At 42.7% G+C, this 12,075-nt stretch carries 10 protein-coding genes; 8 read left to right on the forward strand and 2 right to left on the reverse strand.

Annotation, left to right across the window (positions count from 1 at the left end; genetic code table 11):
- The first annotated feature begins 28 nt into the window (after positions 1–28).
- From priC to C9J47_RS08960, 4 genes are all read left to right on the forward strand, one after another.
- On the forward strand, positions 29–580 hold the full coding sequence (priC, locus tag C9J47_RS08945) for a primosomal replication protein PriC (RefSeq protein ID WP_107253199.1): 552 nt from the start codon (positions 29–31) through the stop codon (positions 578–580).
- 3 nt (positions 581–583) lie between these two features.
- On the forward strand, positions 584–1,534 hold the full coding sequence (locus tag C9J47_RS08950; protein WP_107253200.1) for a histone deacetylase family protein: 951 nt from the start codon (positions 584–586) through the stop codon (positions 1,532–1,534).
- A gap of 63 nt (positions 1,535–1,597) precedes the next feature.
- Positions 1,598–1,774, forward strand: a complete 177-nt coding sequence (gene rsmS, locus C9J47_RS08955) for a pleiotropic regulatory protein RsmS (RefSeq protein ID WP_107253470.1) — start codon at positions 1,598–1,600, stop codon at positions 1,772–1,774.
- A 245-nt stretch (positions 1,775–2,019) separates the two neighbouring features.
- Positions 2,020–3,234, forward strand: coding sequence for a hypothetical protein (locus tag C9J47_RS08960; protein WP_107253201.1), 1,215 nt, complete (start codon positions 2,020–2,022; stop codon positions 3,232–3,234).
- Between the two features lie 92 nt (positions 3,235–3,326).
- On the opposite strand, the gene C9J47_RS08965 is transcribed toward C9J47_RS08960, so the two are convergent.
- Positions 3,327–3,743, reverse strand: a complete 417-nt coding sequence (locus C9J47_RS08965; RefSeq protein ID WP_107253202.1) for a MarR family winged helix-turn-helix transcriptional regulator — start codon at positions 3,741–3,743, stop codon at positions 3,327–3,329.
- A 19-nt stretch (positions 3,744–3,762) separates the two neighbouring features.
- Positions 3,763–4,719, reverse strand: a complete 957-nt coding sequence (dmeF, locus tag C9J47_RS08970) for a CDF family Co(II)/Ni(II) efflux transporter DmeF (protein ID WP_107253203.1) — start codon at positions 4,717–4,719, stop codon at positions 3,763–3,765.
- Positions 4,720–5,287: 568 nt separating this feature from the next.
- Between dmeF and C9J47_RS08975 the strand changes: the two genes are divergently transcribed.
- The 4 genes from C9J47_RS08975 (at position 5,288) to C9J47_RS08990 (ending at position 11,984) form a co-directional block, all read left to right on the forward strand.
- Positions 5,288–5,731 carry a hypothetical protein gene (locus C9J47_RS08975; protein WP_245903390.1) on the forward strand — a complete coding sequence of 148 codons (444 nt, stop codon included), beginning with the start codon at positions 5,288–5,290 and terminating at the stop codon, positions 5,729–5,731.
- A 192-nt stretch (positions 5,732–5,923) separates the two neighbouring features.
- Entirely contained in the window at positions 5,924–7,276 is a 1,353-nt protein-coding gene (locus C9J47_RS08980; protein WP_107253204.1) for a TolC family protein, read from the forward strand.
- An 8-nt stretch (positions 7,277–7,284) separates the two neighbouring features.
- Positions 7,285–8,862 (forward strand): efflux RND transporter periplasmic adaptor subunit, encoded by a 1,578-nt coding sequence (locus C9J47_RS08985; RefSeq protein WP_107253205.1) that lies wholly within the window; start codon positions 7,285–7,287, stop codon positions 8,860–8,862.
- The gene (locus C9J47_RS08990; protein WP_107253206.1) at positions 8,859–11,984 is read left to right on the forward strand and encodes an efflux RND transporter permease subunit; all 3,126 of its coding nucleotides are present in this window, start codon (positions 8,859–8,861) and stop codon (positions 11,982–11,984) included. Before C9J47_RS08985 ends, C9J47_RS08990 begins: the two co-directional genes overlap by 4 nt.
- The last annotated feature ends 91 nt before the right edge of the window (positions 11,985–12,075 follow it).

Here is a 12,075-nt window from a genome sequence, read left to right on the forward strand (position 1 = left end):
AAGCTTGGTTTTAATTAAGGTATTTTTTATGTCTGATCTTTCACGTTTAGAAGCTATCGTAGACCAGCTCCTTCACGAAGCGATACAGATTGATCACCAACGAAAAGAAGCAAAATACCCTTTGTTTGATGAGCAGCTGTTTCATTGTCGCAGTAAATTACTCACGCCTTGCGTGAAAGAGATTCAGCATGAAATCTCGGCTTTACGCCAAGAACGTCAAGCAGGAAAATTACTTGCATCACGTACTCAATACATCTGTGAAAGTGTTGTCGCTCAGATTCAAGCGGTTCAACGAGAAATAGCTACACTAAATATTCGTAAAAACGAGCCGAGAAAAAAAGCAGGCTGGCGTAAACCCATTAATGAATTACGCCAAGATCTGGCCAAACACAAAGAGTGGGAAAGCCGATTAGCCGCAATGGTTCGCGATAAAGAAATGCAGCTTAATCGTTGTGGTACTTACGCAGAGCAGCAAAGCATGCAAAAAGAAGTATTAGCGCTTGAAGGTCGCTTAACTCGATGCCGTTCATCATTAGCCAATATTGAAAAGAGTATTAGCCAAAGTGAACGAGGCCGTTAATTGATGTTACCTCTTGTCTACCACCCTATATATTCTCAGCTGGATTTACCGCCAGCGCATCGTTACCCTATCAGTAAATATCGTCGTTTATACCAATATCTAAATGATTCACTGCCTATAGATAAACAAACGTCAGTTAAATTTCATCAGCCAAACACACTAACACCAGATAACATAAAACGTTTACACAATAGCGATTACGTTGACGCGCTTATCAACAATACTTTACCCGCAGTAAAAATGCGTCGAATTGGCTTCCCTTGGAGTCAGCAGCTCATCGACCGTACTCTTATGTCTACCGCAGGCACGCAGCTTACGGTTGAACTTGCTCGTCAGCATGGTATAGCCATACATTTGAGTGGGGGCTACCATCATGCCCATCATGATTTCGGCAGCGGGTTTTGTCTATTTAATGATTTAGCCCTAGCAGCTCATCATGCACTCACCCTTGAAGGTGTCGATAAAGTCATGATTGTTGATTGTGATGTACACCATGGCGATGGCACCGCAACGTTACTGGCGAAACACAGCGACATTATTACTTTTTCGGTGCATTGCGATAAAAATTTTCCAGCCCGAAAGCCCAACTCAGATATCGATCTAGCGCTACCAAAAAATACCTCAAGTAAAGACTACCTTGATACGTTCAAAGCCATCTATACACTTGCACTGGCACAACATCAGCCGGATTTAGTACTTTATGATGCGGGAGTCGATATTCATGAAGATGATGAACTCGGCTATTTTACTGTTTGCAAAGAGGGTCTATATCAGCGTGACCACTTCGTCTTCAGCACATGTGAACAGGCAGGTATTCCTGTAGCAGCAGTGATTGGTGGAGGCTATCGAGAAGATCACCAAACACTGGTGGAACTACATGCACAGCTTATTCATGCTGCTCTCGATGTTTATATACCCAAGATACCTCACGATGCAGGACTCAGAGTGAGGTAACTTGGGTATAAATAACACCATTGCTGTATGATCAATTATCAACATTCAACGCAGAGCTCTATTATGTCAAAAGATATTAGAACCAAAGATAAGGCCCCTTCATCTCTTTCTGATGCACCAGAAGAGATCCAACTTGCTGTTGATCTAATCTATTTGTTAGAAAGCAACGAGATAAAGCCAGAAATAGCACTTGCCGCTCTTGAAATCGTCAAAAAAGATTTAGAATCAAAAATACAATAATTGTCGATTTATCCCTACCTCCCAAGAATATCCTGAAACAACGGAGTCATTATATTGACTCTTTTTTGACAACATAATGGCAATTTTTATTAAAATCTCGTTTTTAGCATTATATATATAATTTCATTTCCGACTGAATTTAAAAACCTTATAATAAAAGCTTACGTCACTATGCTATAAAATATAAATAACTTATTGGTGACTGTTTTTTATTTCTCATATACTTCGTCACATAAGGTTTATTTATGAAAAAGGAATTTCGTATTGCTGCACTTGCTGCGGCAATTACGTTATCAGGCTGTGCATCAGATTCAGATGCTACAGCAAATGTGGACCCACAAACCAATCAGGCACAACTACAAGAACAGATTAGTTCTTTTAAAACAAAGATTAACGACGCAGAAAGCGCACTAAAGGCAGTAGAAGCTAAAGACCTGGCATGGTTTGCCACGCGTCAAATTACCGACGCTAAAGCCGCATTAAAAGAAGCCAAGGAATATTTTTCAGAGTATGAATCTGATTCTTCAACGATGAATAATAGCATTGGACTTTTCACATCAACAACATACCTTCAAGCAACAACAGAATCATTAGATACGTTTACAGATAATTTAAATAAAGCAAAATCAATATATGTTGAAACGGCGACTGTATTAGAAGATGCATTAAACTACCGAAAGCAACTTGAAAAAATTGATGCTAAAAAACATTATCCTAAAACAGCACAGCAGCTAGAACGTCAACTTAAAACATTGGTTGATTACATGGCTAACGATAATAAAGATCGAGCGATTAAATCCCAACCGGAACTTGTTCGAAAACAGCATAATCTAGAAGTAAGAACAATCACAAAAATCTATTTATCTGATAACCAAAAAGAACTTCAACGCCAGAAGACGGCAGGTGTCGCACAACACGCGCCAAAAACATTACGACATGCTGAAGCAAAACTAAAAGCGTCTGAAACATTTATTGCAACTGAACCTCGTGCTATTTCTTCCATTACACAGAAAGCAGAAGAAACCCGTTTTGAGCTTGCTCACTCGCAGCTAATAGCAACCGCCGTACAAAATCTAAAAGCCATGCCAGATAAAGATTATGAACGCCATATTCTAAGTTATGAGCATATCTTAACTGATATTAGTGCCGCTCTAGATTCAGGTGATGTGCGTGACCAACCAGTTCTTCAACAAGGAAAACACGTTGTTGCCTCCATCAAAGCTAACCAAAAAAGTCAAAATGACCTTATTGCCGCTTTAGAGTCACAATTAGCAGAAGCCGTTATGGCTCAAAAAACGACAATGCTAGCCTCAACTAAAACAGAAGAGGTAAAAACAGCTGCTGTAATTGAAACGCCTGCAACTGAAACTGTTGAAGCTGAAATCATCTCAGAAACACCTGCGGCTGAAACAGTTGAAGCGGAAATCATGGAAGATGTGATTGATGAAACAGCAGCATAACTCGAATTAGAACATTTGACTTACTGCTAGTAACAATAAAGGAGAGGGGGCACCTCTCCTTTATATTTCTCAGCATTCTGTACCAAGACCCCTTAAAACTCTTGATTCATCTTTGTTAGATACATCAGTAAGTTTTTTCGCTCAGTATCGTCTAACTTAGCGGTAATATCTTGAGTTAACGATAAATGCAAATGATCGTGCTCTTGATACATCTCTACCCCTTTCTCGGTTAAATCAACGAGAATAGAACGGCGATCTGACTCATGCGGACGGCGCTGTATTAATTCAGCCAGCACCATTTTATCGACTTGAACAGTTAACGTACCAGTTGTCACACCAATTTTATCTGCCAGCTCTTTCATTCGCATTGCGCCATGAGCACCCAGAATCTCAACAATATGTACCTGTGGCAAAGAAAAGCCTTTCCCGCGCACAACTGATTGCTCCCAAGATGACAACTTCTCGTAAAATTCAATAATAGTGTGATTTAACTGTTCAATATCTTTCATTCAATATCCGCAGCCGAAGCTAAGCACTTCGACACTCATTAACTTCAATGGTCAGGTGGCTAATCTTAGCGAAATTTGCCAGTAATTGCTTGTATTCCTCGACCAATTTAGGCTTTGCACTCACGACTGAAATCATTGCTGCATAATGATCGGCACTGACTTTCCAAATATGAATATCACTGACTCGGTCATCATTATCAGCCTCTAATTGACTGATGATTTTCTGGCGGTAATCATCATCAATACTTTGATCTAATAATATAGGCCCCGTCTGCTTCATTAGTCCATAAGCCCAACGGGTAATAATAACTGCCCCAACGATACCCATTAAGGCATCAAGCCAGTTCCAACCTAGATATTTGCCAAAAATAAGCGCAACAATCGCCAATAATGATGTAAGAGCATCTGCCATTACGTGAAAATAAGCCGCTCTCAAGTTGTGATCATGATGATGCTCACCTTGATGATCGCAGGCATGCCCATGATGGTGATGTGAATGATCATGGTGGTGATCATCTTTCAGCAAGAACACACTCACAATATTAATGATTAAACCTAATACCGCGACAGCAATCGCTTCATTAAATTGAATCGCCTCTGGTGACCATAAACGCTGTAATGATTCAACCAGCATAACTAATGCCACCAGCCCTAAGGCTACCGCACTGGTAAAGCCTCCAAGTACACTCACCTTGCCAGTGCCAAAAGAAAAACCATCACTATTCGCATGTTTGCGAGCATAACGATAAGCAAAAATCGTAATCATAAATGCCGCGGCATGTGTGCCCATATGCCAACCATCAGCAAGTAACGCCATAGAACCAAATACTGTACCCGCAACGATTTCTGCCACCATCATCACTAGTGTTAGGCATAACACATAATAAGTTCGCCTCTCTCCGCTATGATTTAACGAGACAAAATCATGTTTATGTTTCCATGCTGCTAATGATTGTGTGTTCACCGACTTCTCCATATCCACTTCGTTTAAACGTTCTATCTTGAAATCATACAATGTAACAAGAGAGTAATTTGATAGACATATAGTTTGATTTTCAAAGTATATTTACATTATATACTTTGATAATCAAACTATATTTTCAAACAAAACCCATTACGATATGCCTTCCCCCTAATGGAACCTCAAGCACAAGACCTCGTTTTTATTGCTCGTGTAATAAAAATAGAAAGTGATGAATGACAAATACAATCATTAGGCGTAGCTATACCCAAATCACTATTCCCCTAGTAATAACGATCACTAAGATAAGGAAATGAGAATGGGATGCTGCAATCAACCACCGAATGGCGGTTCAAATAATATAGGGTTACTCTTGAAAGTTATTGCGGTGCTGTTTGCTGTCATCATGTTGTTGGCTTTTTTGTTCAATTAATTCGCAAAAATGAGCCACAAATAAATACTACGATTACTATACTTCAATCACTTGACCTTACCCCTAGGGAAAGGTTTAAACTTCGACTATCTCATTATGCAGCCATGCTTGTGGCTTAGTTAATCATGACTTAGGTAATAGCACTAAAACATGAATGTTAAATACTGTTCAGACAATTTGTTTGCTGTCGTACTGGTTGTAATCATTAGTTTGATTGCAAAGCCAGTAATGGGCATGTCTGTCAGTATGGAACCAATGAGTGGTACCCTTTCATCAATATCGATAAACACGTCGGAAGCCTCGAAAACGGTGATGAACATGCCTATGGGCTGTCACGGTATGATGGGAGAAAACCAAGCAACGACCAGCACGGCAGCAGTACAAACATCAATGAATATGATGAGCTGTACTTCTCACTCTGAGCAAATGAGTGATTCTTGCTGCGATATGACGCAATGTAGTGTGATTTCTGGTTGGATTCCGACGAATCTCGCTTTCACTACGCACTTGCCTCGTACCAACCCTATTTCATCAATGCTTAACCTCAATCCGATAGCGCGAACAGAAACCTTATTTCGCCCACCGATAGCATAACCCCCTCTGTAAGCACACTGCTGGCTATAAAACTGCATCTAGAGTATTTAACATATTTCTTTATGTCGCTACGCAGTACTCAAACCATTTAAATAATAAGCATTATTTAAATGAGCAGTAATCCTACTCTTAACAAGTCGTTGATCAGACTCTTGTTCCGATGAGGATCAAACCTACAAAGTGGATGTATTTATGCAACCAAGCATACTTTCCCGCGTATTAGCATTAACACTCATGACTGCCACTGCGCAGCCCGTGTTTGCAACTACGGATATTACAAATTCAGGGGCGACTAATGCCCAAATAAGCGCATCAACGAATGCAAATACTGAGCTTAAGCAATTAATCAGTTGGGCTATCGAGCATGACGCGGGGATTCAGCAAATACACTATCAAGCAGATGCCGTTCAAGATATGGGCGTAGCGACTTCTCAGTGGATGGATCCAAAACTAAAAGTGGGCGTTGGTGGTCTACCGGTTGATAGCTTTGCCTTCGATGACGATCCTATGACCAATATTTCTGTTGGATTAATGCAGCAATTTGGACGAGGCAATACGCTTGGCCTAAAACAAAAACAGAGTGATCAACAAGCTAATAGCATTCGCGAGAAAGCCGGTGTACGTGACCTCGAATTAGAAAACGCGATTACAACGCAATGGAACGAACTCGTTTTCCAGCAAAACGTTTATGGCTTATTACAGCAAAATCAGACGCTATTTAGAGAGCTTGAACATTACCTCAGCACTAATTACGGCATTGGTTCAAATCAAGCCCAAGATATTATTCAAGCCCAACTCCAAATCGGCCTGATTGATGACAAGCTGCAAGCTAACCAACAAATGCAGCAAAAAATCAAAGCTCAGTTGTCAGAATGGATTGGCGATAATGCTTTTACAATGCAAGCCAATAACTACCCTGACTGGGGCGTACTTAATGGTTATTTATCGACAAGTACAGGGGCTAGTTCATCGATAACGTCCGAAGATAATTACCAAGCATTGGTCAGTCATCCGTCTATTCGTATGAGCGATTTGCTGATCAAAAGCAATGAAACAGGTATCGATATTGCCAACGAAGCATACCTGCCTGAATTTGGTGTTGAAGTCATGTATGGCTATCGACAAGCCAACGGCATGGGAGGCCAACCGGCATCTGATTTAATGAGCGTTTACCTAACTATGGATATCCCACTGTTTACCGAAAAACGCCAAGATAAAAAGTTATCCTCAGCACAGCATCAACTTGGCGCGGCGAAATCGCAACGCGACCTTCTTCTTCGACAAATGAACGCCAAAATAAATGCACTGACAGTTGATCGCTACAACCTAGAACAACGCATTGAACGCTATCAAGATTCATTGTTAAAACGGGCAAAAGAAAAAACGCACGCCATTGAACGCGGCTATCAAAACAATACTAGCCAGTTAGATGAATATATTCGTGCCGCCAGTGATGAACTCACATTGGCTATCGAACAAGAGCGCCTTCAAGCTGATTTACAAAAAACAAATAGTAGCTTGGCTTACCTATTAAATAAATTTTAGGAATAACAATGAATAAGACATTTTCAGTAGCAGTCATCACATTGGCTATTGGCGGCGCACTTGGCTACTTTGCCGCAACAACCTTCCCTCAACATATTGATGCTCAGGAAGCCGCTGTATCCGGTGAAAAACAACCCTTGTACTGGGTAGCACCCATGGATCCTAACTACCAGCGTGACAAACCTGGCAAGTCACCAATGGGGATGGACCTGATCCCATTCTACGCAGAAGAACAAAGCGACGGGAAGAAAGACCCTGCGGGAACAGTCTCTATTTCTCCGGCAGTTGTAAATAATTTAGGGGTGAAGACTGCCAGCGTTATTAATGAAAAATTAACCCCCCAAATAGATACGGTCGGTTACATCGCTTTTGATGAGAGTCAGTTATGGCAAATTAACAGTCGCGTGAGTGGTTGGATCCAAAAGCTGAATATCAATGCTATTGGCGAAAAAGTACAAAAAGGTGATGTTTTATTCGAACTTTATTCACCAGAACTGGTTCGAGCACAAGAAGAATTGCTGAACGCAAAACGCATTGGTAAAGCTGTACTTGTTGAGGGGGCCAAAGAACGCCTCTCTTCTCTAGGTGTCGACAACAACCAGATCAATGCCATATTGCGAAGAGGTAAATCTTTTAAGAATATCGCAATCAAAGCCCCTGCTGATGGCATTATTGCAACCCTAAACGTACGAAATGGTGCTTATTTGTCACCAGCGCAGAACGTGATCAGTGGTGGTTCACTAGACAATATTTGGGTTGATGCTGAAGTATTTGAACGCCAATCCAACTGGATACAGTCTGGTACAGCAGCTGATATGGCGCTTGACGCCCTACCCAGTAAGCATTGGCAAGGTAAAGTCGATTATGTCTACCCGATCCTTGATCCTAACACCCGTACCTTACGTGTACGCCTTAAATTCCCCAACGCCGATGGCGCTCTAAAACCGAACATGTTTGCCAATATTACCTTAATGCCACAAAGCAATAACAAGGTATTGATCGTTCCCAACCAAGCCGTTATTCGTTCTGCTGGTATGTCTCGTGTGGTATTGGCGTTAGGTGATGGAAAATTCCGTTCAACGCGTGTTGAAACAGGCCGGGAATCGGGCAACCAAATCGAAATAGTTGAAGGGCTCAATCCAAACGATACTATTGTCACGTCTTCACATTTCTTATTAGATTCTGAATCAAGCTTAAGCGCCGATCTCAGCCGAATAAGTAACCGCAACGAAACCAAAGCTGCGGTTAGCGCACCAGTACACGACATGGCAAGCCATTCAGCAGAGCAATCTACGGGCTTCTCAGCTGATAATTCGGCTTGGACAACGGGTGTCATTCGCAGCGTTATGCTTGATCATAAAATGCTGACCATCCAACACTCTCCTATTCCAGAGTGGCAATGGCCCGCAATGCAAATGGACTTCATGGTGAAGGACGATGTTGATATGAGCCAATTTGTCGGCGGTCAAAGCATCCGATTTCTGATCGAAAAAACAGCTAATGGCCAATATGTTGTCGCAGATGTTGAGCAAGAAAATACCGATAACGATGCCAGTAACAATAATAATGCGGAGGTTGCACAATGATCAGTGCCATCATTCGCTGGTCGGTCAAAAACCGTTTCATGGTACTTGTTGCCACGTTATTTCTGGTTGCCGCCGGTATATACAGCGTTAAAAACACCCCGATAGATGCTATTCCTGATCTCTCCGATGTTCAGGTTATTATCAAAACCAGTTACCCAGGGCAAGCGCCGCAAGTCGTTGAAGACCAAGTTACTTACCCATTAACAACAGCCATGTTGGCTGTGCCGGGGGCTGAAACCGTACGGGGATATTCTTTCTTTGGAGACTCCTATGTTTATATCATTTTCAACGATGATACCGACATGTACTGGGCTCGTTCACGTGTTTTGGAGTATTTAAGCCAGGTCGCACCTAAGTTGCCACCTAGCGCAAAACCTACCCTAGGGCCCGATGCTACCGGTGTGGGCTGGGTATACAGCTACGTGCTGACCGACAAATCAGGTAAGCACGATTTAAGCGAGTTACGCAGCATGCAAGACTGGTTCTTAAAGTATGAGCTGCAAACCGTTGATGGAGTATCAGAAATTGCGACCGTTGGTGGCATGGTCAAGCAATATCAGGTGCAGATTGATCCTTCAAAATTACGCGCTTATAACCTGACCTTACAGCAAGTTAACAAAGCAATTCAGGCAGGCAATCAAGAAGCTGGCGCATCAGTCATTGAAGTGGCTGAAGCTGAGCATATGGTGAGAGCAACAGGGTATATTTCAAGCATATCGGATCTTAAAAACGTACCATTGAAGGTCACGGACAAAGGCACACCACTACTACTCGGTGATATTGCTGATATTAATCTTGGTCCACAAATGCGCCGAGGTATTTCAGAGTTAAACGGCGAAGGTGAGGCTGTCGGTGGCATCATTGTGATGCGCTATGGTGAAAATGCCCGTGAAGTGATCCATAACGTTAAAGCAAAACTTGCCGATTTACAGCGCAGTTTGCCTGACGGCGTTGAAATAGTACCCACCTATGATCGCTCAGAGCTCATCGATAATGCCGTAGAGAACCTCTATGAGAAATTGCTGGAAGAATTCATTGTCGTGATCATTGTTTGCGCCCTGTTCTTATTCCACATTCGCTCATCGTTGGTCATTATGATCAGCATGCCCATTGGTATTTTGGTCGCATTTATCATCATGCACTGGCAAGGTATTAATGCCAATATCATGTCACTCGGCGGTATTGCCATTGCCATTGGTGCAATGGTCGACGGCGCGATCGTAATGATAGAAAACGTACACAAGCATATTGAGCGAACACCGCTAACCAATAAGAACCGTTGGCAAGTGATCACCAAAGCGGCAGAAGAAGTCGGTGCGCCGCTGTTCTTCTCACTATTAATCATTACATTAAGCTTTGTGCCCGTATTTGCCCTTGAAGGTCAAGAAGGCAAGATGTTCTCGCCGTTAGCATTCACTAAAACCTACGCGATGGCAGCTTCTGCTGGCCTAGCGATTACATTAGTGCCTGTTTTGATGGGTTATTTCATTCGCGGCAATATTTTGCCTGAACACAAAAACCCCGTTAACCGTGCTGTTGTCGGTTTATACCGACCATTGCTGAACCTTAGCCTACGCTTTCCAAAAACAATCATTATCATTGCTTTTGCTTTAATGGCCTCGGCTTATTACCCAATACACAAAATGGGCAGTGAATTCATCCCACCTTTGGATGAAGGCGATTTGATGTACATGCCAACCACCTACCCGGGAATTTCAATTGGTAAAGCCAGAGAGCTACTGCAACAAACCGATAAACTGATCAAAACAATTCCTGAAGTCAAAACCGTATGGGGCAAAATTGGCCGCGCTGAAACAGCAACCGATCCGGCACCATTAACCATGGTTGAAACCATCATTCAATTTAAGCCTGAAAGCGAATGGCGAGAAGGCGTTACCAAGGCAAGTTTACGTAAAGAGCTCGATGCACTAGTGCAATTCCCTGGGGTAACGAATGCGTGGGTAATGCCGATTAAAACCCGTATCGACATGCTGGCGACAGGCATTAAAACTCCTATTGGCGTCAAGATTGCGGGACCAGATCTAAAAGAGATTGAAGGCATTGGCGAACAACTTGAGCAAGTACTGAAAGATATCGATGGCACAACCTCTGTGTATGCAGAACGCGTCGCGGGTGGACGTTACCTTACTATCGATATCAAACGTCGTGCTGCTGCGCGTTACGGGCTGAATATTCAGGATATCCAGCAAGTGATCAGTACTGCTGTTGGCGGTATGAATGTAGGGGAAACCATTGAAGGCTTAGAGCGCTACCCTATCAATGTACGCTACCCGCAACAATACCGAGATTCATTAGACAAGTTGCAAACCTTACCGCTTGTTACCCCTAATGGGGCGCGTATCGCACTGGCAGATGTTGCTGATGTACGTTTTGAAGATGGTCCACCTATGATCAAAACAGAAAACGCACGTCCAAATGGCTGGGTATTTATCGATATTGAAGGTCGAGATTTAGGTTCATACGTGAAAGAGGCTCAGCAACGTGTGGCTGAACAGCTCAAGCTGCCTGCCGGTTATTCACTTGTCTGGTCAGGACAATATGAATACATGGAACGTGCTAAAGCCCGCTTAACGACCGTGGTTCCAGCAACCATCGCGATCATAATGGTATTGCTGTACCTCAGCTTCCGTCGTGTGGGCGAAGTCATGATTATCATGGGTACATTGCCACTCGCGATGGTAGGTGGTCTGTGGCTTATGCATATCCTCAACTATAACTTCTCTATTGCTGTTGGCGTTGGTTTCATTGCCTTATCCGGTGTTGCTGTCGAAATCGGGGTCATCATGTTGGTTTATCTCAACCAAGCTTGGCATTACAAACAGCTTCACGCTGAAGAAAACCAACAAACCTTAGGCAAAGCCGACCTTGCAACTGCTATCAAAGAAGGCGCAGGTTTACGTGTTCGCCCTGTAATGATGACCGTGGCAACCGTCATTATCGGTCTCATTCCTATCATGTATGGTGATGGTACGGGATCTGAAGTCATGCAGCGTATTGCAGCGCCCATGATCGGCGGCATGGCATCAGCACTACTGCTTACGCTCGTAGTACTGCCTGCGGTCTTTAAGCTATGGAAAGAAGTAAGCCATAAATTGAAGTGATTTAGCTATTTATCTCGTTAGCTAATGAAGCAGGAAAACCACAAAGTAGCTAATAAAGTAAAAAGGCTGTGTTATTTCTCTCTCAAATAGC

The sequence above is a fragment of the Photobacterium indicum genome, assembly GCF_003026215.1.
Taxonomy (GTDB): Bacteria; Pseudomonadota; Gammaproteobacteria; order Enterobacterales; family Vibrionaceae; genus Photobacterium; species Photobacterium indicum.